Origin of the sequence: Comamonas sp. NyZ500 (assembly GCF_016772095.1) — a bacterium.
Lineage (GTDB): Bacteria > Pseudomonadota > Gammaproteobacteria > Burkholderiales > Burkholderiaceae_C > Comamonas > Comamonas thiooxydans.
This window is the reverse complement of sequence record NZ_JAEIJE010000004.1, coordinates 273,512-294,671: the sequence shown is the minus strand read 5'-3', so window position 1 is coordinate 294,671 and position 21,160 is coordinate 273,512. Positions and strand designations below refer to the sequence as shown.

Below are 21,160 nucleotides of genomic sequence, written 5' to 3'. Positions count from 1 at the left end.
TGGGCGCCGGAAGATGTTCTGACGCTTGCCCCTGACCCGGGGCTATTGCTTGGGCAGTTGCGGCACATCCACGAAATCGTCGAGGCTCAGGCCTTTTTCCTGCAGCAGGGCTTCGAGCACGGGCTTGAGCCGGCCCAGGCTGGCTTCCACGGTTTCGCGCACGGTATCGACCACCACCTGGGTGCTGCGCTCGATCTCGATATTGACTAGATCGCCGACCTTCTTGCCGCCGAACACCGTCATGCGAAGGGTTTCGGGAATCAGCCAGACCTCGAACCAGCCCTCCTTGCGATTTACCTCGGCCACCGTCAGGCTGGCGCCGTTGACGGCGATATAGCCCTTGGCAAACACATAGGGGCGGAAGGCCTCGGGAATGCCGAAGCGGATCTTGTGGTTGGTCTCGGTCTGCATCAGCTCCAGCAGTGGCGCCATGAAGTCCACGTGGCCCGACAGCGGGTGGCCGCCAATCTCGGCACCATCCCTGGCGGCGCGCTCCACATTGAGCGTGTCGCCGGCCTTGCAGCTGCCCAGCGTGGTGATGTTCAGGCTTTGCAGCATCACATCAAAGCTGGCGCTAGTGGGCGAGAGGTTCTCGGTCACCGTCAGGCAGACGCCGTCATGCGAGACGCTGGCGCCAATGGCCAGGTCCTGGCAGAAGCCTTCGGGGAACTCCATGATGAAGGTGCGCAGGCCGTCCTGGTCGCGCAGCGCGGCAATCTTTGCCACGGCCTGAATGATGCCGGTAAACACGGGGCAGACTCTCTTATCAACAGGCGGGCGCCGGGCGCCGACCTTGGGCCAAAAAAGCTATTTTGCCTGTTTGCCCCTTAACCCGACCAACGTCTAGGCGAAGGCCGGCCGGCCTTCCCAGAAGCCGCTGATCAGCGCCTCGGGCTTTTTGAGCGCACGCACCCAGGCGCAGTCGGGCCAGGCCTGCATCTGCACATTCATGCCGGCAAACACGCCATAGCCCGGGCCGGCCGCGATTTCGCCATCAGCCTGCAGGGTCTCGCCGCTGCGGATGCTGCAGGCCGCGCGGATATCGCCCAGGGCCTTGATGCCCCAGCCGGCCTGAATATGGTTGCCGCACAGAATGCCGTCGTTGCCGGCAATGCCATGACCTACATCGAGCAGACCCTGCACCTCGATGGCGCCGCCTGCTTTCAGGCCCTTGCCGCAGTGCATATCGCCTTGCACCTGCACCTCCTGGCCGATATGGGCATTGCCTTTGAGCTTTACATGGCCGCCGCCGCGCAGCTCCCAGCCGCAGCGCAGGTCTTCGGCGCGTAGCTCGCCCTCGACTTCCACACTCCAGGCCGCCTTGATGCTGCCGCCGGCCTGGAGCAATTCACCGGCAAAGATGGCGCCGCCGCATTGAATTTCCTCGCCCGCTTCCAGCTTGCCCGCGCGTATGCCGCCGCCCGTCTGCAGGCTGCGGCCCACCAGCAGCTGGCCGGGGACGCGCACATCGCCATGCACGATCAGGGTGCCGGCATAGACAAAGTTGTCGGCCTCCAGGTGCTCGAGCTCCAGCACGCTGTTGGTGGAGCCGAAGTTCTCCAGCAGCCAGCGTGCGTCTTCCACGCGGCCGGCGGCCACCTGGGTGTCCATGGCCGCCTGGTAGTCGCCGCCGGCCAGGTTGTTGCGCACAAACCAGCGGTAGCCCATGGCACATGGGTTTTTGCCGCGCAAGAAATTTTGAGTGAGTTCCATGTCCATGGCTGACCTCCGGATCGTCCTTTGAGCAAGATGCGGTGCGCGTGACAGTACGGACGCCGAAGACGTGGACGTACCTCTCCCATGCACCAGGGAAATGCTGTTTGGGAAGGCCGTGCGGAGGAGGTGAGCTGTGTGCTTCAAGCCATCCGCACGGCGGCGGAAAGCATGGCCGTGACACCGCTCAGGCTCACGAATGCGGTGGGAATGCCATGGCGGCGTGTGTGCAGCGCACGCAGCACGCAGGCACGCGCGGGCAGCTCTGCAGCAAGGGCAGAGCGGCGCAGGCGGGCGGCGGTGGACAGGTGCAGGCAGGCCATGGCTAAGAAGATATCTGAGCCCCGATTATGCCGCGCGGCCCTGGCCGGTGCAGCTGGGCTCCCGTATCTCCGTGATTTCATGGCGCTGTGCATGGCCGGGCGCTGCGCAAGGGCCGCCCCGCAGCGTCGGTGCCGTCCCCCTCCGGCGAAGCCAGAGAGGGGGAAGACGCGAAGCGGCACAGGGGGTGCTTTATCTCAGCGGCTTTGTGCTGCAGCCTGGCACAGACGCTCCACGGCCTGCGCGATCTGCGGCACCTCGGGCGCGGCAAACGACATGCGCAGCGTGTGCAGGTCGGGGGCGGCAGGATAGAAGGCCTTGCCTGGCACATAGATCACGCCCAGGGCCACGGCGGCATCGAAGAGCTTTTGCGGATCGATGCGGCGGTCCAGCTCGGCCCAGACGAACATGCCGCCTGCGGGGCGCGAGCAGCGTATGCCGCTGTCCGGTGCCGCGTTCAGGCCCTGGACCAGGGCCTGCATGCGGCGCTGGTATTCCTGGCGCGCGCGCTGCACGGTGGCCGGGTAGCGCCCACTGGCCAGATAGCAGGCGGCGACCGACTGCGTCAGCGGTGAGGTGCACAGATCGGCCGTCTGCTTGGCCACCGTGCAGCGGCGCAGCAGCGGTGCGTCGGCCAGCATCCAGCCCACGCGCAGCGCGGGGGCCACGGTCTTGGACAGGCTGGACAGATAGATGACGGGGTTGGAGCCGGGCTCGGCCAGCCGCTCGCCCGCGGCGCGCACGGTGCCAGGCATGGCCTGGGGGACGTCGCCGGGCTCGTCGAAGCGCAGCTCGCCATAGGGATCGTCCTCGACCACCCAGAAGCCATGTTGCCGGGCCAGTTGCACCAGAGCCTCGCGGCGCTCGGCCGCCAGCAGCGTGCCGCGCGGGTTGGAGAAGTTCGGCACGGTGTAGAGCAGCTTGGGGCGCTGGCCGGCCGGCAGTGCGGCCAGCAGATCGGCCAGGGCTTCTGTCTGCAGGCCTTGCTCGTCCATGGAAACGGGCAGGATGCGCGCCTGGGCCAGACGCAGGGCCTGCAGCGTGGCGGGATAGGCCGGCACCTCGACCAGCACCGTGTCGCCGGGCTCGACGAGCACGCGCACCAGCAGGTCAAAGGCCTGCTGCGATCCGGTGGTCACGAGTATGTCGGCGGCCGTCGCATGCATGCCGCGCTCGCGCGCCTGCTGCGCCAGGGCCTCGCGCAGCTCGCTCAGGCCTTCGGTGGCGCCATACTGCAGCGCGCCGGGGCCCTGGGCCATGGCCTGCTGTGCAGCCTGGGCCAGGCCCTCGGCATCGAAGAGGCTGGGCGATGGATAGCCGCCGGCCAGCGAGATCATGCCGGGGCGCGAGAGATAGGGAAACAGCTCGCGTATCGGAGACCCCGCAGGCTCGGCAAACACCGCGGCAAAGGGAGCCAGTGCGCTGTCCCGACTCATGCTGCCGCTCCCGACAGCATTGCGAGAACCTGGGCCCTGGATTGCTGCTCGGAGGCCTCGTACAGGGCGATTTCGTCATGCACGCGCGCGCCCAGCGCGCTTTCGAAGACCTGCTGCGCGGCATGGGCCTGGTATTGCTTTTGCTCCTCGCCGCCGAGGTTGGACTGGAAGATGCCGGCCGCGCTCACGGGCAGAAAATCTTCATAGGTAATCGGCTCGGCCTGCACCAGACCCCGGTCGATCAGTGCTTCCAGGTCTGCACTGGCAGGGCTTTGGGCAAGCGAGGCCTGAGCCTGCTCGGTCAGGCGGTAGCGGTAGAAGGCCAGACCCTGGCGGCGCAATTGTTCGTGGGTGTCGGGAAACTGCGTGAAGACCTGCTGCAGGCGGTGTGCATAGTCGGGCGCGGCGCTGCCCGCGCTGTCTATGCCGCGCACCAGGCCCAGCAGCTCGTCGTACAGGGCTCGGCCCTTGCGTGTCAGCGCGACGCCGCGCTGCTCGATCTCGCCAAAGCGCGCGGTATGGGCGCCGGAACTGTCCGCGTTGGCGTCGGCATCGGTAAAGCGCACGGCCTCCTTGAGTGCCTTGAAGCTGGTCTGGCGCAGCAGGATGGGGCAGGCGCGCTGCGGCGGGCCTTCGACCACGTCCTTGGCATCCATGCCGCGCGTGGGCATATCGGCCTGGGCCATGTCTATGTCCAGCGTGCGTGGCGTCAGATGGTTGATGTGCGGCCCCTTGAAGCACACCACATCGGCCACCAGGCGGTGGGCTTGCTGCAGGGCCTTGTAGGTCGCGGCATCCACGGTGGCGTCGCTGTGCCAGCGGAAGGTCTCCAGGGCCTGCTGCACAAAGGCGTCGGCGTCGCTGCTGTCCAGGCCTCCGTCACGCTCGGCTTGGGCAATGAGCTCCAGTGCGCGTGGCGTGAAGATGCTGCGGCGCTCGAGGATCTCGGCGGCCTGCGCGCGCAGCGCTGCATCGGCAATCAGCTCCAGGCGCAGCAGCGAGGTGAAGACGCGAAACGGGTTGGCCAGCAGTGCCTCGTCGTGCACGGGGCGAAAGGCCGTGGAGTGCACGGGAACGCCGGCCACCGAGAGGTCGTAATAGCCCACGGGCTCCATGCCCATCACGGCGAACAGGCGGCGCAGCGTGGCCAGTTCCTCGGCCGTGCCCACGCGGATGGCGCCATGGCGCTCCACATCCAGGCGCTCGAGCTCGCCGCTGCTGTTCATGCGCTGGCGCAGCTCGGGGTCGGCCTGCAGCGCCACGGCGTTGACATCGGCCACCAGGTCGATCAGGGTGCCGTACTGCGGCACTTCCTTGCGGTACATCTCGGACATGGCACGCGAGAAGCGCGTGCGGATCTCGTCGACGCTGACAAAGCGGGCTGCGGTGGAAGAGGCGTGGGGCGTGGCGCTCATGACAAAACAGAAGGGCTGGGGTTCGTGGGATGGCCGCGCCGCTGGCGGGGCCGCAGGAATATGCAGCATGTTCTGCGCCGTCATGACTTTGGTCAAACGATAATCCGGCCTGCAGGTCATACCCGAATGGAATGAACCTGCGCCCGAATCCCTCCCACATCCTTGCCGCCATGCAGTTATCCCGTCGCTTTCTGCCCCCCATGTCCCTGCTCTGCGCCTTCGAGGCCTCGGCGCGGCATCAGAGCTTTACCGCAGCGGCCGCCGAGCTGCATCTGACGCAAAGCGCCGTCAGCCGCCAGATTCGCGCGCTGGAGGAGCGCCTGGGCACCGAGCTGTTCGTGCGCGAGCGCCAGACCGTGCGCCTGAGCGCTGCGGGCCAGGCCTATGCGCAGGAGATACGCGCTGCCCTGGCGCGCATCTCCAATGCCACGCTGGGCTTTCGCACCAATCCGCAGGGCGGCAGCCTGAACCTGGCCATCCTGCCGACCTTCGGCACGCGCTGGCTGGCGCCGCGGCTGCCGCAGTTCTTCAGTGCCCATCCGGGCATCACCATCAATCTGACAACGCGGCTGTCGCAGTTCGATTTCCAGCTCGAGGCCGTGGATGCGGCCATTCATTTCGGCTTGCCGAACTGGCCGGGCGCGGAGCTGGAGTTCCTCATGAGCGAGACCGTGGTGCCGGCCTGCAGCCCTGATGTGGCGGCCCGTCATGGCTTTGCCCGGCCCCAGGATCTGCTGCGCGCGCCCCTGCTGCATCTGGCTTCGCGCCCCGACGCCTGGCAGCGCTGGTTCGGCAGCCAGGGCTGCCAGGGCGGCGATATGCAGGGCATGCTGTTCGATCAGTTCGCCACGGCGGCCCAGGCCGCGATCGCCGGCGTGGGCGTGGCGCTGCTGCCCAAGTTTCTGATCCTGCGCGAGCTGCAGGCCGGCGATCTGGTCCAGGCTCTGCCGCAACTGCCCGAGGTGGAAAGTGCCGAGCGCTACTACCTGGCCTGGCCGACCAGCCGCTCGACCTATCCGCCGTTGCAGGCCTTCCAGGGCTGGCTCAAGCAGGTCGCGCAGGAGTTTGCTTCCTCTGCGCCGCTGTAATGAAAAAAGGAGCTGCCAGCGCAGCTCCTTCAATGAGTTCAGTAATGAATATGCCTGAACTTATTGTTCAACAAGCGCAACCAGCTATCAATAAAGCATGACTTCAGGCGCAGGCTTGCGGTCGTTTCAGCTGTTATAGGCTTCCAGCGGCTTGTCATTGGGCGCTTGCAGCAACTGCTTGAGCGTCTCGCTCATGGGCAGGTTCAGCGGCATTTCCTTGGGTGGAATGGGCTGCATAAACCACTTGTCGTAGATCTTCGCCACCTCGCCGGACTTCATCATGCGCACCAGGGCATCGTCCACGGCCTTCTTGAAGCCCGGATCATCCTTGCGCATCAGCAGCGCGATGGGCTCCGATCCCAGCGCCTCGCCCACGATCTTGTAGCCCCTGGGGTCCTTGGAGTTGGCGATCACGCCGGCCAGCAGATTGTCGTCAAGCACAAAAGCGTCAGCGCGGCCGGATTCCAGCATCAGAAAACTCTCGAAATGGTCCTTGCCCAGCTGGGTCGGCAGCTTGACATTGTTGTCATGGCTGTATTTGCGCAGCAGCTGCACGGCGGTGGTCCCCGCCGAAGCTGCCACGGTCTTGCCGTCCAGCTGCTTGAACGAGGTCACGGGAGAGTCTGCGCGCACGGCCATGCGCACCTGGCTGACATAGGTGGTGACGGCAAACGAGACCTGCTTCTGGCGGCTGAGGTTGTTGGTCGTGGGGCCGCAGCCCAGATCCACCGTGCCGTTTTGCACCAGAGGCATGGTGTTCTGCGCGGTGATGGCCATGTATTCGATCTTGACGCTGGGCGCGATCTGGGCCAGCACCTTTTCGCACAACTCCACGTGGTAGCCGGTGAAGCGGTGGTTGGCGCCTATGGCATAGGCCATGGGGGCCGAGCTTTCGCGCACGCCTATGACCACCTTGCCGGTCTTCTGCAGCTTTTCCAGCGTGCTGCCGGAGGCGGTCTGGGCCTGGACGCCGGAGGCGGCCATGGCGGCTACAAGGGCGGTACATGCCAGCGTTATGTTCGCGGTCATCAGGCGCATGGGGGAAGTCTCCTCGGGAAGTGGGCGTATCGAAAACGCAATGCAATTGTTGTGCGGTCGTCCATGGTGCCGCGCATTGCCTGCAGCCCATGAATCGGCAAGACCCGTTGCCGGGGCGGCCTGTTTGTCAAGATCCTGCATCAACTATCCGGCAAATGGCAGCGGTTTCATAACGATGAAACGGAAGAAGGTCATGCTTGCGGCGTATGACCCGGCAGCGCGTGTCCAGGTGCGGCAGCCGACGCGGCAAAGCCATAGCGGGACGGCTGACCGGGCTTTTTGGGTAATATCTGCGCCTGTTGCACAGGCCCGCGCGCATCGTTTGCGGCGCGTCCAGCCTTGTGCCGCCAGGGCCGGCCGTGTCGCTGCCGCCTGGTCCGGCTCCGTTTTCGGTTCGCGCAGCGCAGCCCGCAAGGGCGCCACAGAATGACTCTGCATGCGTGAACCTGTTTTGAGACAGACTCCATGACTGCCAATACCCCCCCCTCATTCCTGAGCCGCATCGCCATCGCGATCGGCAGTTTCTTTGCCATTCTCGGTAACGGTCGCCTGGCCGCCGACGTGAGTCGTGTACGCGCCGGTGAGGCTTTTGCCGCCGACGTCGCCCCCAGGGAAGTACGCGTGGAAGTGCCGGTCGAGAAGATCGTCGAGGTTCGCGTCGAAGTGCCGGTCGAAAAAATCGTGGAAAAGACCGTCGAGAAGCGCGTCGAGGTTCCGGTCGAGAAGCTGATCGAAAAAACCGTCGAAGTGGAAAAGCTCGTCGCCACCGACAGCGCCGCCCTGCAACTGCTGGGCCTGATGCAGCGCGAGGCTCGTTTTGTGGACTTCATCCAGGAAGACGTCGCGCCCTATACCGATGCCGAGATCGGTGCGGCTGCGCGCGTGGTGCATGAAGGCTGCCGCAAGGTGCTGCGCGAGCATTTCACGCTCTCCCCCGTTTGCAGCGAAGCCGAAGGCTCGCGCATCACTTTGCAGGCCGGTTTTGACGCTGCTGCCGTGCGACTGACGGGCAATGTGGTCGGCCAGCCGCCGTTTACCGGCACGCTGTCCCATCGCGGCTGGCTGGTGACGCAGGTCAAGCTGCCCCAGCTCACCGACATTCAGGCCGCCAAGGTCATCGCCCAAGCCGAAGTGGAGCTGTGAGCCATGAATATGTTTGCCTCCATCGCCGCATCGGGTGCGGCCAGTCAAGCTGCGAGCACTCCTGATTCCGTGGCTGCCGCCGCTCAGCCACAAGGCCCTGCAGGCCAGGCCGACGCCCTGTCTGCCGGCGCTAGCTACAGCATCGGCATCGATCTGGGCACCACCCACTGCGCGCTGTCCTATGTGAACAAGACCGCCAGCGATGGCGAGAAGGTGGTGCAGGGCGTGCTGGACATTCCCCAGCTCACGGCTCCCGGCAGTGTCGAGGTCAGGCCCCTGCTGCCGTCCTTTCTCTATCTGCCGCACGAAAGCGAGCTGACCGAGGCCGAGCGCAGCTTGCCCGGTGCACCCGGCGACTTCATCACCGGCGAGTTCGCCCGCAGCCGCGGCGCGGCCACGCCCATCCGTCTGGTCAGCAGCGCCAAGAGCTGGCTCTGCCACCCCGGCGTCGATCGCCGCGCCGGCATTCTGCCCGCCGATGCGCCCGAGGAAGTCAGCCGCATTTCGCCGCTGACCGCTTCAACCCGCTATCTCGAGCATCTGCGCCGCGCCTGGGAGCAGGCTCACCCCGAGGCCCCGTTTGCCCAGCAGGACATCACCGTCACCATCCCGGCATCGTTCGACCCCGCCGCGCGCGAGTTGACGGCCGAGGCCTGCAAGGCTGCGGGCTTTGCCAGGCTGACACTGCTCGAAGAACCTCAGGCCGCGCTGTACAGCTGGATCCAGGCCAGCGGCGGCCAGTGGCGCAAGCAGGTCAAGCATGGCGACATCATCCTCGTCGTGGACGTGGGTGGCGGCACCACCGACCTCTCGCTGATCGCCGTGCTGGAGCGCGATGGCAATCTGGAGCTGCAGCGCATTGCCGTGGGCGAACACATTTTGCTGGGCGGCGACAACATGGACCTGGCCCTGGCCTATGGCGTTGCACGCAAGCTGGCGGCCGAAGGCAAGCAGCTCGATGCCTGGCAAACCCGTGCGCTGGCCCATGGCTGCCGCGCAGCCAAGGAGCAATTGCTGGCTGACGCAAGCCTGCAAGCCGTGCCCGTGGTCGTACCCAGCCGGGGCAGCAAGCTCATCGGCGGCAGCATCCGTACCGAAGTGACACGCGACGAAGTGCTGGCCATGCTGGTCGAGGGCTTTTTCCCCAAGGTGGCCGTCAGCGACAAGCCTAAGACCCGTGCGCGCGGCGCGCTCACGCAACTGGGCCTGCCCTATGCGCAAGATGCCGCCGTCACGCGCCATCTGGCGGCCTTTCTGAGCCGTCAGGTTCATGCGCTGGCCGAGATCGAGGGCCTGGACGGCGATCAGATCGACGGCTCCACCTTTTTGCATCCCACGGCCATTCTGTTCAACGGCGGCGTGCTCAAGGCGCCCCAGATCGAGCAGCGCATCCTGGAGGTCATCAACGGCTGGCTGGACGACGAGGCCTGCGAGCCTGCGCGCCTGCTGGACGGTGCCAACCTCGATCTGGCCGTGGCCCGCGGTGCGGCCTATTACGGCCATATCGCCACCAGCGGCCGCGGCGTGCGCATTCGCGGCGGCACGGCCCAGTCCTATTACGTGGGTGTGGAGAGCAATATGCCCGCCATCCCCGGCATGGAGCCGCCTCTGTCCGCCCTGTGCCTGGCACCGTTCGGCATGGAGGAGGGCACGGAAGTCGCTCTGCCTGACGAAGAGTTCGGCCTGGTCGTGGGCGAGCCCGTGCGTCTGCGCTTCTTCGGCTCGTCCGTGCGCCGCACCGATCAGGTCGGCACCATGCTGGACTTCTGGTCGCCCGAAGAGCTGGTGGAGCTGCAGGAGATCGAGCTGAATCTGCCCGCCGCCGGCCGCGCTGCCGGCGAGGTGGTGCCCGTGACCCTGGCGGCGCGCGTGACCGATATCGGCACGCTGGAGCTCAATGCCGTGCCCGTGGGCGGAAGCGAGCGCTGGAAGGTGGAATTCGATGTGCGCGCGGAGACCTCTGCGGAGGCCGCCGAGTAAGGCTGTTGCATTGCTCGACTGCGAAAGCCCGCTGGCCGATTGGTTGGCGGGCTTTTTTGTTCTCTCTTTTGTTCTCTCTTTTTGTTCTCTTGTTTGTGGCTGCACTTCTGGCCGAGACCCGCCCTCTGTCCGTGACAAAGACATGTCACACAAAGGTTCAGGTCCAATCATGCCTGGCGCAAGATCATGAAGCTCTTCTTTTGAGAAGCAGGGCGCGCACCATGCCCACCAGCAACATGGCACGTGCCCCACTCAAGCAGGTCTAGAACGCGTGGCGCAGACCGATGCTCAGGCTGCTGGCATCCTGACCATAGCCCACGCCACCCTTGAAGTTATAGCCATAGGCCACGCCGGCTCCGTTGTCGATGCGTGTGTAGGCAGCGTAGAGCTTGGTGCGTTTGCTCAGGTGGTGGTTGTAGCCAAGAATCCACTGGCGTGCGCTGCTGCCGGGCACATGGCTCCAGCGGCTGGCCCAGCCGTAGCCCAGGGCAAGCTCCGAAGCGCCGACCCGGTAGGCCGCAGTCACGCGCGCAGCGTCACGCGTGCCGCAGCCGGTACCGCCATTGCTGCACAGCGAGCCTGAGCCGTTGTCCGAGCGCTGGTAGTAGGCACCGATCTGCAGCGCATTCCAGATGTAGTGGCCGCGCAGGGCAAACTGCCTGTCGTCACCCAGCTGGGTAAAGCCCGCGCCCAGGGCCAAGGGGCCGCGTTCCCAGTTGGCATAGAGGTCGTAGCCGTTCTTCTGCACGGCACCTGTCGTCTTTTCGTGTAGCGATGCCTGAGCTTCCAATGTCAGCCCGGCCATCACAGGGCTGCGGTAGGCGATCTTGTTGGTGTTGCGCATCACGTAGTCGTAGAGCGCATCGGCGATGGAGCCGGTGTCGTGGTTGGGCTCATCCAGTGCACCATAGTCGGCAATGCCGAAATAGGTGGCGGCACCAAAACGGCCCAGGCGCAGCTTGCCCAGACTGCCCGAGAGGTTGACTTCGCTCTGACGCTGAAAGGCCAGGGCGCCGGTGCTGCCGGTACCGGCGCCGGTATCGGATTCGAAGCCGGATTCGAGCTGGAAGCCGGCCTTGAGGCCGCCGCCCAGGTCTTCGCTACCCACAAAGCCAAAGCGCGAGTTGTTGTTGAAGAGCCCGGTCAGGCTGCTGTTTCCGACCTTCTGATGCTCGACCGAGGTATTGAGGCGGCCATAGATCTGCACGCTGCTTTGTGCGAGCGCGACGGAAGCTCCGGCGGTGGCCAGAGCGGCGAGGAGGACACGAGACACAGTTGTTGTTTTGACTGGCATGTAGCGACTAGCCTTCGATCTTTGCTATGAAACTTGCGCGAATCTGCGCGCTTGTTACAAGGCAAATCCCGTGCCAGCCACCGTGCACTGCTTTGGACAGTTGTCGTCGCAGCAGCAGCTCATCCCGGCAGGCGGTTCGGGCATCCGGCTCTTGTTACGATCGGCGACAGAGTTTTACGTGTCTCCGCCTCAGCCCATGCATTCATCTCGCCCCACCTACGCCGTCGGCATCGACCTGGGCACCAGTCACACGGTCGTGGCAAGCGTTGCGCTGGACGCTGCGACAAGCGATATCGCGCTGCTCGATATTCCGCAGCGCAGCACGGCAGGCGAGGTCGTGGCCCAGCCCCTGCTGCCTTCGGTGCGTTACCAGGCCGCCCAGGGCGAGCTGGGCGAGGTCTGGCGCCAACCCTGGCCGCCGCAGGGCGCGGATGAGGCGGCGCCTGCCGTCATCGGCCGCTGGGCGCGAGATCTGGGCGCTGCCGTGCCGGGGCGGTTGGTGGCCAGCGCCAAAAGCTGGCTCTCGCATACCGGCGTGGATCGCACGGCCGCCATCCTGCCCTGGGGGGCTGGCGAGGACGTGGCCAAGGTATCGCCGCTGGCGGCCTCAAGCTCCTACCTGGCCCACGTCAGAGCAGCATGGGACCAGGCCCGTCCCGAAGCGCCACTGCACCAGCAAAGCGTGGTGCTGACGGTACCAGCCTCGTTCGACGAAGGTGCACGTGCACTGACGCTGGAGGCCGCGCAGATGGCGGGTCTGCCGCGCGTGCAGCTGCTGGAGGAGCCCAAGGCCGCGTTTCACGACTGGCTGGTGCTGCAGGGCGATGAGCTGGCTGCGCAACTGGCGGACAGCCGCCTGGTGCTGGTGGTGGATGTGGGCGGGGGAACTACCGATCTGACGCTGATTCGCGTGGATGCATCGGCCGATGGCAGCCTGCCCACACTGACGCGCACGGCCGTCGGCGAGCACCTGATGCTGGGCGGCGACAACATGGACCTGGCGCTGGCCCATCAGCTTGAGCCGGCTTTTGCGCACAAGGCGCCAGACCTGGGCCAGAGGCTGTCCGCACAGCGCTTTGCCCAGCTGGTGCAGCGCTGCCGCATGGCCAAGGAACAGTTGCTGGCGCAGAACGCGCCCGAGCAGATCGGCATCACCTTGCTCGGGGGCGGCAGCAAGCTGCTGGCGGCGACTCAAAGCGTCACGCTGACCCGTGAGCAGGTGCGGCAGTCGGTGGTCGACGGCTTTTTGCCGGTCACGCGGATCAGCGATATGCCCGCCAGGCGGCAGGGCGCGCTGCGCGGCTTTGGTCTGCCCTATCCGGCCGATGCGGCCATCAGTCGTCATCTGGCGCATTTTCTCGCCCAGCATGCAAGTGAAGGTCTGCCCGATACCGTGCTGCTCAACGGCGGAGTGTTCCACGCCCATGCCATGGTTCAGCGTCTGACGCAATTGCTTGGCCGCTGGCGCGGCAGCCCGGTGCGTGTGCTGCACAACCCGCACCCGGACTGGGCCGTGGCGCGCGGTGCGGCAGCCTACGGGCTGGCCCGCCATCAGGCAGAGCTGGCGGCGGCACAGATTGCTACGCCCAACCCGCCTGAAGCACGGGCCGGGCAAGCGTCGGCAGCGATCAAGACCATGGTGCCGCGCATTGGCGGCGGTTCGGCACGCAGCTACTGGCTGCTGCTGCCGGGCAAGAGGGGCGAGGCTCCGCAAGGCCTGTGCCTGCTGCCGCGCGGCACGGAAGAGGGCGTGCGCATGGTGCTCTCTGGCCGGCGTTTTGCGCTCAAGCTGGGCCAGGCCGTGCGCTTCAATGTATTGGCCAACAGCCTGAGCCATGTACCTGCGCAGGCCGGCCAGATTGCAGCTTTGATCGGCGAGGGTTGGGTGGAGCTGCCGCCCCTGGCCACGGTGCTGCCCGCGCCCGAAGGCCGGGCCGCAGCCCAGGTCGAGGTGCAGCTGCAAGCCTGCATGAGCGAGGTCGGCACGCTGGAAGTGCGCTGCGTTGCCATGCAGGATGCGGGCCAGTCCTGGCTGCTGCCCTTTGCTGTACGTGCTGCTTCGGCTTCGGAACCCATAGCTGACAGCGCCGGTGAACAAGGCGCTGAAGGCCCAAAACAGTCTGATTCTTTGGCAGCCAGGCTGCCCAAAGCCGTGGCCCTGGTGGAGCGCATCTTCGGCACGCAGGCGCAGGAAGTGACGGCCCGGGAAGTGCGCCAACTGCGCCAGTCGCTAGAGAGAGTCCTAGGCCCGCGCGAGGGCTGGGAGCTGGGCCTGCTGCGAGCCCTGTTCGATGCGCTGCTGGCCCGCTCCAGGCGCCGCCGTCGCACGGCCGACCATGAGCGCGTTTGGTTCAATCTCGCCGGCTGGTGTCTGCGCCCCGGCGTGGGGGCGCAGCTCGATGGCTGGCGCATAGACCAGGTCTGGGCCTTGTTTGGCCAGGGCCTGGGTCATGCCAAAGAGGGCGCCAATTGGACGGAGTGGTGGGTGTTCTGGCGCCGCGTGGCAGCGGGTCTGAACGAGGCCCGGCAGATGGAGCTGCTCGAAGACGTGGCCGGCCATATGCAGAAGGCCGTGCAGCAGAATACGCGCGGCAAGGCCAGCCATGGCAGCTACGACGACATGCTGCGCCTGTTCGCGGCCATGGAGGCCGTGCCCTGGCAGTACCGCCAGGAAATGGGGCAGTGGATGCTGCAGCGCCTCAGGCGCGAGGATGAAACCGTGCAAACCTGGTGGGCCATAGGTCGCCTGGCGGCACGCCAATCGCTGGCCGCCAACGCCCATCTGGTGATGCCGCCAGACGCGGCGCTGGAGTTCCTGAACGCCACGTTGGCCCAGGACTGGCGCAAGAACGAAACCGCGATGTTTGCCGCCGTGCAGATGGCCCGCATGACGGGCGACCGCGCGCGCGATCTGCCCGATGCCGTCAGGGCGCAGGTGCTGGAGAAGATGCGCAGCAGCGGTGCGCCAGAGCGCTGGATGGCCATGGTCGAGCAGGTGGTGCAGATGGAGGCAGAGGATCACAGGCGCAGTCTGGGCGACAGTCTGCCGCCGGGGCTGGTGCTGCTGTGAAGAGGTTGTGCCGCTGCGGCCAGGCTTTTGGTCACGGCATTTGCAGGAGGCAGCCTCTGCCAAAGACGATGGCCGAACAGTGAGTGCTATTCAGGCCGCTCGGCGAGCGATGCAAGAATGGCCTGTTGCATGGGGCGACAGGCCGGCATGGAGGGCTGGCAGCATCCATGTTCACCACCACAGGAAGTTATTGCCATGAAGTTTGAAGAAGCTGCGCGCACCGAGATGGCGCGAAACGCTGTTTTTATCTCTGCAAACCAACGCCGCTCGCTGCTGTTGGCAGCGGCGGCTGCCGTGATGGTGGCTCCTCTGACGCAAGCATTGGCGCAGGGCGGCAACTGGCCTGCCAAGCCGATTACCTTTGTCGTGCCCCAGGCACCGGGAGGTGCCAACGATGTGATTGCGCGTGCCGTGGCGCAGGGGCTGGAGAATTCGCTGGGCCAGCCCGTCATCGTGGAAAACCGTGCCGGCGCCAACGGCAATCTGGGCACCGGGCAGGTGGCGCGCAGCGCGGCCGACGGCTACACCTTTCTCGTGACGGCGCAAAGCGCCTACACCATCAATCCGGCACTGTATTCCAGGGTGCCGTTCGATCCCATCAAGGATTTCACTCCCGTGATGCAGCTGGCCGTCGCGCCTTATCTGCTGGTGGTGAATCCGAACTTCCCCGCCAGGAATCTGGACGAGCTGGTGGCCTATGCCAAGGCGCATCCGGGCAAGGTGGAATACGCTTCTGCCGGCAATGGCACGCTCAATCATCTGTTGGGCGAGATGCTGAAAAAGCAGAAGAACGTGAGTCTGCTGCATGTGCCTTACAAGGGAGCGTCGGCAGCCGCCACCGATGTGGTGGCCGGCCAGTTGCCGGTGACCTTCGGCAGCTTTCCCGGCGTGATGCCTTTTGTCAGCAGCGGCAAGCTGCGCGTGCTGGGCGTGGCCTCCGACAGGCCCACATCGCTGGCGCCCGAGATCCCCGTGCTGGGCAAGGGCCTGGCCGTGACCAGCTGGTACGGCTTGTTTGCACCGGCCGGTACGCCGCAGCCGGTGGTGGACAAGCTCCATCAGGCCGTCAAGACCGTGCTGGCCAGGCCCGAGATGGCAGAGCGCCTCAAGACTCTGGGCGCCGAGCGCGTGGAGTCCACGCCGCAAAGCTTCAAGGCCATGCTGCCGGCCGAGCTGGCGTACTGGAAGCAGGTGGTCAAGGACTCCGGCGCGCATATCGACTAAAGGGGACGACAGCTTGCTGATACATCTGGCCGCTGCCGGGCCCTTTCGTCGCTCACGGGCGGGCTTGACCCTGCTCATTGCGGCGGTCATTGCCATCGGGCTGGCCTCGCGCCGGGGCTACATGCCCTTTCCCGCCTGGCTGGGCAACTATCCGGGCGATGCGCTCTGGGCCTGGGTGGTGCTGCTGTGCGTGGCCTGGCTGAGGCCGGCCATCACGCGCGGCAAGCTCATGGGCTGTTCCCTGGCCATCGCCTTTGCCATCGAGTTCCTGCAGCTCTATCAGGCCCCCTGGATGCAGGCCCTGCGCGCCAACAAGCTGGCCTATCTGGTGCTGGGCAATGGCTTCGATCCCCTGGATCTGCTGGCCTATGTCGTGGGCATCGGTGTGGGCGCCATGGTGGACTGGCTCTGGGAGAGGCGGCAGCGTCGCCTTGCCTGAGATGGCATGAATCGTGCTCGTCGTCCATGGAATCAACATGACGACAAGCACTACCCCATGAAAACGCCTCTGCACTATCTGGTGGCTGCAAGGCAAAGCGAGATTGCCGAGCTGGAGCAGATCAGCCGCGCCAGCAGCCTGGTGGCGAGCATGTCCGAGCTCGTCCATGCGCTGCAGAAAGAGCGCGGTCTCTCGAATATCTTTCTGGTCAGCGGTGGAGCACAGGCGCAGCAGAGCCTGCTCGATCATGGCCTTCATGTGGACCGGGTCATGGAGCGGGTCTGCCTTGCGCTTGAAGAGCTGGGTGCGCGGGCGCCGGGCGCGCATGGCGCTCGCCTGTTCAACGCGATCGCCAATGCACTGCAAGGCTTTGAAGCCCTGCCGCTGCTGCGCCGCCGGCGCGATGCGCTGCAGCTGAGTGCCGAGGATTGCACGCAGGCGCTGATCCGCATGATTGCGGCCTGCCTGACCGTGGTGTTCGAGGCGGCGGACAGCGCTTGCGATCCCGATATTGCGAAATTGCTGGTGGCGCTGTTTCATTTCATGCAGGGCAAGGAGCTGGCGGGCCAGGAGCGCGCCACGGGGGTTGCGGCGTTTACCGTAGGGGTCGGCAAGTCGGAGCGTCAGCGCCATTGGCTGCATCTGATCGAGTCGCAGGAGCGCTGCTTTCAGGTGTTTGCAGACTTCGCCAGTCCCTCGGGGATGGAGCGCTGGCAGCAGCAATGCGGGGCCTGCCCCGATATGACGGTGATCGAGCGGCTGCGTCGAATGGGCTGCACGGCGGGGGACGGCGTGCTGCTGGACTGCAGCTTGAGCTCGCCATGGTTCGAAGCCTGTTCCAGCCGGCTCGATGCCATGCACCAGATTGAGGCATTCCTGGCCGAGGAGCTGCAGGTCCAATGTCTGCGCAAGCTGGAGCAGGCCGGTACAGCGCTCTGCCAGCAACTGGCGCTGCTGGAGATGCAGCCGCAACCAGGGACTCGTGCCGAAGCGGCTGCGGCCTTTCTGGGGGCCACGCAGTCAGCCGCCTCCTTGCCTGCGGAGGGGGCGTATGGGCTGCAGCTCGAGAAAAGCATTGTCTTGCTGGTGCAGGAGCAGTCCATGCGCCTGCAGGACATGCAGACCGAGATCGACAAGGCGCGCGCCACGCTCAAGGAGCGCAAGACCATAGAGCGGGCCAAGGGCGTGCTGATGAACTACCGCCAGCTCGGCGAGGGCGATGCCTACAAGCTGATCCGCCAGACGGCCATGAACCAGAACCGGCGCATGCTGGATGTAGCCGAGGCGATTCTGGCCACGGTGGACCTGCTGCCGGGTAGCACCAATTCATAGCCTTGGCCGCGCGGTGTTTGTTGCGCTGCACCAAATATGGGCCAGAACCGGAAGCGCAAAGCATGCTCCGCCTCTGATCACGGTCTGGCATGGTTTGTGCATGACTGTTGATGTCAAGCAGACCAAAGGCGGTCGCGCTTAAAGCGTTATTACGAGTGACCTGGGACAACGGCGTCCTTTTCTCCTCACACCCGAGGAGGGAAGGGCGCCTTTTTGTTTTCCGGATCGCCTTCACCACGATTCTTGATGGAGTTTTCTCATGAGCCAGCGCCTTCCTTCGTCTACTGTTCCTGCGCCCGAGCCTGTATCTGCCGGTGGGCGGCGCGAGTTTCTGCGCGTGGCTGGCGCCGCCGCCCTCTATGGCTCGCTGGGCCACCACGGCGCCTGGGCCGCAGGCTCCGACGCGCCGGAGAAGAAAGAGGTCAGGATAGGCTTCATCCCGCTGACCGATTGCGCCAGCGTGGTCATGGCCTCGGTGCTGGGCCTGGACCAGAAATACGGCGTGAAGATCGTCCCCAGCAAGGAAGCGAGCTGGGCCGGCGTGCGCGACAAGCTGGTCAACGGCGAGCTGGACTTCGCCCATGTGCTCTACGGCCTGCTCTACGGCCTGCATCTGGGCGTTGGCGGCCCCAAGAAGGACATGGCGGTGCTCATGGGGCTGAACAACAACGGCCAGGCGATCACGCTGTCCAAGGCCCTGGCCGACAAGGGGGCGGTCGACGGAGCCAGTCTGGCGAAGGTCATGGCCAGGGAAAAGCGCGAATACACGTTTGCCGGTACCTTCCCCACCGGTACCCACGCCATGTGGATGCATTACTGGCTGGCGGCTGCGGGCATCAATCCGTTATCCGAGGCCAAGCTGATCACCGTGCCGCCGCCCCAGATGGTGGCCAATATGCGCGTGGGCAATATGGATGGCTTCTGCGTGGGCGAACCCTGGAACCATCGCGCCATCATGGATGGCATCGGTATTACGGCCAACACCACGCAGGACATCTGGAAGGATCACCCCGAGAAGGTGCTGGGCACCACGGGCGAGTTTGCGCAGAAGAATCCAAACACCTGCCGCGCCGTGATGATGGCGATTCTCGAGGCCAGCCGCTGGATCGATGCCAGCCTGCAGAACAAGACGAAGATGGCCGAGACCGTGGCCCAGAAGTCGTACATCAACACCAGTGTGGACGCCATCAACCAGCGCATTCTGGGCCGCTATCAGAACGGACTGGGCAAGACCTGGGACGACCCCAACCACATGAAGTTCTTCAACGACGGGGCCGTGAACTTCCCCTATCTGTCGGACGGCATGTGGTTCCTCACCCAGCACAAGCGCTGGGGTCTGCTCAAGGCCCATCCCGACTATCTGGCCGTGGCCAGGCAGATCAACCGCATCGACCTCTACCAGCAGGCGGCAAGCCAGCTCAAGGTCAGCGTGCCCAAGGATGTGCTGCGCACCAGCAAGCTGATCGACGGCGTGGTCTGGGACGGCAAGAACCCTGCCCAGTACGCCGACAGCTTCAAGATCAAGGCCGCCTGAGGCCGCCACCTTAACGGAGAACCATCATGGTCAGTGCCGTACTTCACTCACCGCTCGAACTCGATCCTCCGCACGATCCGCAACTGGCAGCCCAGGCGGCCAATGATGCGCTGCTCGAAACTTCAAAAGAGATAGCTGCCGGCACAGAACTTGTAAAGGCTGAAGTGGAAAAAGATATCAAACCCAAAGCGATAGTCACGGCTCCGGTTGCGGTGGCGCCCAGCCGCTTGCGCCAATGGGCTGAACAGCTATTTGCTCAGGTCCTGCCTCCGCTGCTGGGGCTGGCGCTGCTGGTCGGGCTGTGGTCGCTGGTATCGAGCAGCACAGGCAAGAGCATTCCGACCCCGGCCGAGACCTGGGAGCAGGCCCTGCAGGTGTTCAGCGATCCCTTCTACCGCAACGGGCCCAACGACCAGGGCGTGGGCTGGAATGTGCTGTCCTCGCTGCAGCGTGTGGCCCTGGGCTTCGGTCTGGCGGCACTGGTCGGCATTCCTTTGGGCTTCGTGATCGGGCGCTTCGGCTTTCTGTCGCGCATGTTCAATCCCTTGATCAGTCTGCTGCGCCCGGTCTCGCCGCTGGCCTGGCTGCCGATCGGCCTGCTGGTGTTCAAGGGCGCCAATCCGGCAGCCATCTGGACCATCTTCATCTGCTCGATCTGGCCCATGGTCATCAACACCGCCGTGGGCGTGCAGCGTGTGCCCCAGGACTATATGAATGTGGCGCGCGTGCTCAATCTGTCGGAGTGGAAGATCGCCACCACCATTCTGTTTCCTGCCGTGCTGCCCTATATGTTGACGGGCGTGCGCCTGGCCGTGGGTACGGCTTGGCTGGTGATCGTGGCCGCCGAGATGCTGACGGGCGGCGTGGGCATAGGTTTCTGGGTCTGGGACGAGTGGAACAACCTCAACGTCAAGAACATCATCATCGCCATCTTCGTGATCGGCATCGTGGGCCTGGTGCTGGAGTGGGCCCTGGTCAAGCTGGCTTCGGCCTTTACGTTTGAAGAGGTCAAGACTTAACCCACCCCTGAGCCGCGCCCTCGGGCGCGTCACTCCCTCAAGGGGGCGCCACCGGTGGCCCGGCAAAGCCGGCGCCACGGTGGCCTCGGAAAAAAGCAAGGAGTACCTCATGCATACATCTCTCAGCACCAAGTACATCGAGATCCACGGGGTGGAGCAGACCTTCAAGACCGCCAAGGGACTGTTTCCCGCGCTGCGCGACATCAATCTGAACATTGCCAAGGGCGAGTTCGTCAGTCTCATCGGGCATTCGGGCTGCGGCAAGTCGACGCTGCTCAATCTGATTGCCGGCCTGACCATTCCCACGGGCGGTGCACTGCTGTGCGCCAACAAGGAAATCAAGGGCCCTGGGCCCGAGCGTGCGGTGGTCTTCCAGAACCATTCGCTGCTGCCCTGGCTGAGCTGCTGGGGCAATGTGCACCTGGCCGTGGAGCGTGTCTTCGGCAAGCGCGAAAGCAAGGCACAGCTGGCGCAGCGCACCGATGCGGCGCTGGCCATGGTGGGCCTCAGCCATGCGGCGCAAAAACGCCCCGGCGAAATCTCGGGCGGCATGAAGCAGCGCGTGGGCATTGCGCGTGCCCTGTCCATGGAGCCCCAGGTGCTGCTCATGGACGAGCCCTTCGGCGCTCTCGACGCCCTGACGCGTGCCAAGCTGCAGGACGAGTTGCTGGAGATCGTGGCACGCACCCAGAGCACCGTGGTCATGGTCACGCACGATGTGGATGAGGCCGTACTGCTGTCCGACAAGATCGTGATGATGACCAACGGTCCCGCTGCCACGATTGGCGAGGTGCTGCATGTGGCGCTGCCACGCCCGCGCAGCCGGGTGGAACTGGCCGAGGATGCCCAGTATCAAAGCTATCGCAAGGCGGTGATCGACTTTCTCTACACGCGCCAGGGCCATGTGGAGAAGGCGGCCTGAGCCTTTTTGATTTCAAGCTGCATGGCGCCTTGGGGCGCCATGTTTGTTTTGCACAGCAATAAAGCGGCCATGCACAAAAGCAGTGCATGCCGCGGGATGGAATAGTCTCTGCAGGCTGAGAAAAGCTGGCACAGCAATTGCGTGTTGTTCAGCGTGGCCAAGGTGGGTCACCGGGGGATGGTGCAAGGCTGG

At 65.1% G+C, this 21,160-nt stretch carries 17 protein-coding genes; 10 read left to right on the top strand and 7 right to left on the bottom strand.

All coding sequences use genetic code 11. From position 1 onward, the window contains the following. Window positions 1–42 precede the first annotated feature (42 nt). From JAO85_RS09235 to JAO85_RS09215, 5 genes are all read right to left on the bottom strand, one after another. A complete protein-coding gene (locus tag JAO85_RS09235; RefSeq protein ID WP_202787933.1) occupies window positions 43–750 on the bottom strand; it encodes a riboflavin synthase subunit alpha in 708 nt (235 codons plus the stop codon). Window positions 751–843: 93 nt separating this feature from the next. Beyond that, complete coding sequence (locus JAO85_RS09230) at window positions 844–1,713, bottom strand: hypothetical protein (RefSeq protein WP_237734773.1); 870 nt, start codon at window positions 1,711–1,713, stop codon at window positions 844–846. Between the two features lie 143 nt (window positions 1,714–1,856). Next, the gene (locus JAO85_RS09225) at window positions 1,857–2,036 is read right to left on the bottom strand and encodes a hypothetical protein (protein ID WP_012836954.1); all 180 of its coding nucleotides are present in this window, start codon (window positions 2,034–2,036) and stop codon (window positions 1,857–1,859) included. Window positions 2,037–2,231: 195 nt separating this feature from the next. Beyond that, window positions 2,232–3,470: a PLP-dependent aminotransferase family protein gene (locus tag JAO85_RS09220; protein WP_202787931.1), complete on the bottom strand. Its 1,239-nt coding sequence runs from the start codon at window positions 3,468–3,470 to the stop codon at window positions 2,232–2,234. Beyond that, window positions 3,467–4,885: a VOC family protein gene (locus tag JAO85_RS09215; RefSeq protein WP_202787983.1), complete on the bottom strand. Its 1,419-nt coding sequence runs from the start codon at window positions 4,883–4,885 to the stop codon at window positions 3,467–3,469. Before JAO85_RS09215 ends, JAO85_RS09220 begins: the two co-directional genes overlap by 4 nt. A 170-nt stretch (window positions 4,886–5,055) precedes the next feature. On the opposite strand from JAO85_RS09215, the gene JAO85_RS09210 reads away from it, so the two are divergent. Then, window positions 5,056–5,973 carry a LysR family transcriptional regulator gene (locus tag JAO85_RS09210; protein ID WP_202787930.1) on the top strand — a complete coding sequence of 306 codons (918 nt, stop codon included), beginning with the start codon at window positions 5,056–5,058 and terminating at the stop codon, window positions 5,971–5,973. A 126-nt stretch (window positions 5,974–6,099) separates the two neighbouring features. Here JAO85_RS09210 and JAO85_RS09205 read toward each other — a convergent pair whose 3' ends face one another. Then, window positions 6,100–7,011, bottom strand: coding sequence for a transporter substrate-binding domain-containing protein (locus JAO85_RS09205; RefSeq protein WP_202787929.1), 912 nt, complete (start codon window positions 7,009–7,011; stop codon window positions 6,100–6,102). Window positions 7,012–7,476: 465 nt separating this feature from the next. Here JAO85_RS09205 and JAO85_RS09200 point away from each other — a divergent pair, with 465 nt between their 5' ends. Both JAO85_RS09200 and JAO85_RS09195 read left to right on the top strand, forming a co-directional pair. Next, window positions 7,477–8,154 carry a DUF2760 domain-containing protein gene (locus JAO85_RS09200; protein ID WP_012836960.1) on the top strand — a complete coding sequence of 226 codons (678 nt, stop codon included), beginning with the start codon at window positions 7,477–7,479 and terminating at the stop codon, window positions 8,152–8,154. Window positions 8,155–8,157: 3 nt separating this feature from the next. Further along, the gene (locus tag JAO85_RS09195; protein ID WP_202787928.1) at window positions 8,158–10,134 is read left to right on the top strand and encodes an Hsp70 family protein; all 1,977 of its coding nucleotides are present in this window, start codon (window positions 8,158–8,160) and stop codon (window positions 10,132–10,134) included. A 262-nt stretch (window positions 10,135–10,396) separates the two neighbouring features. Here the strand turns inward: JAO85_RS09195 and JAO85_RS09190 are convergent, their stop codons facing one another. Further along, window positions 10,397–11,428 carry a porin gene (locus JAO85_RS09190; protein WP_039049525.1) on the bottom strand — a complete coding sequence of 344 codons (1,032 nt, stop codon included), beginning with the start codon at window positions 11,426–11,428 and terminating at the stop codon, window positions 10,397–10,399. A gap of 196 nt (window positions 11,429–11,624) precedes the next feature. Between JAO85_RS09190 and JAO85_RS09185 the strand changes: the two genes are divergently transcribed. The 7 genes from JAO85_RS09185 (at window position 11,625) to JAO85_RS09155 (ending at window position 20,968) form a co-directional block, all read left to right on the top strand. Then, on the top strand, window positions 11,625–14,498 hold the full coding sequence (locus tag JAO85_RS09185) for an Hsp70 family protein (RefSeq protein WP_202787927.1): 2,874 nt from the start codon (window positions 11,625–11,627) through the stop codon (window positions 14,496–14,498). A gap of 195 nt (window positions 14,499–14,693) precedes the next feature. Continuing rightward, the gene (locus JAO85_RS09180; protein ID WP_039049527.1) at window positions 14,694–15,722 is read left to right on the top strand and encodes a tripartite tricarboxylate transporter substrate binding protein; all 1,029 of its coding nucleotides are present in this window, start codon (window positions 14,694–14,696) and stop codon (window positions 15,720–15,722) included. 13 nt (window positions 15,723–15,735) lie between these two features. Next, window positions 15,736–16,161 (top strand): DUF2809 domain-containing protein, encoded by a 426-nt coding sequence (locus JAO85_RS09175; protein WP_237734772.1) that lies wholly within the window; start codon window positions 15,736–15,738, stop codon window positions 16,159–16,161. A 6-nt stretch (window positions 16,162–16,167) separates the two neighbouring features. Next, window positions 16,168–17,493, top strand: a complete 1,326-nt coding sequence (locus tag JAO85_RS09170; protein WP_237734771.1) for a nitrate regulatory protein — start codon at window positions 16,168–16,170, stop codon at window positions 17,491–17,493. A gap of 259 nt (window positions 17,494–17,752) precedes the next feature. Beyond that, the gene (locus JAO85_RS09165; RefSeq protein ID WP_202787926.1) at window positions 17,753–19,027 is read left to right on the top strand and encodes a CmpA/NrtA family ABC transporter substrate-binding protein; all 1,275 of its coding nucleotides are present in this window, start codon (window positions 17,753–17,755) and stop codon (window positions 19,025–19,027) included. Between the two features lie 26 nt (window positions 19,028–19,053). After that, window positions 19,054–20,046 (top strand): nitrate ABC transporter permease, encoded by a 993-nt coding sequence (ntrB, locus tag JAO85_RS09160; protein ID WP_039049531.1) that lies wholly within the window; start codon window positions 19,054–19,056, stop codon window positions 20,044–20,046. Window positions 20,047–20,155: 109 nt separating this feature from the next. Next, window positions 20,156–20,968 carry an ABC transporter ATP-binding protein gene (locus JAO85_RS09155; RefSeq protein ID WP_012836969.1) on the top strand — a complete coding sequence of 271 codons (813 nt, stop codon included), beginning with the start codon at window positions 20,156–20,158 and terminating at the stop codon, window positions 20,966–20,968. The last annotated feature ends 192 nt before the right edge of the window (window positions 20,969–21,160 follow it).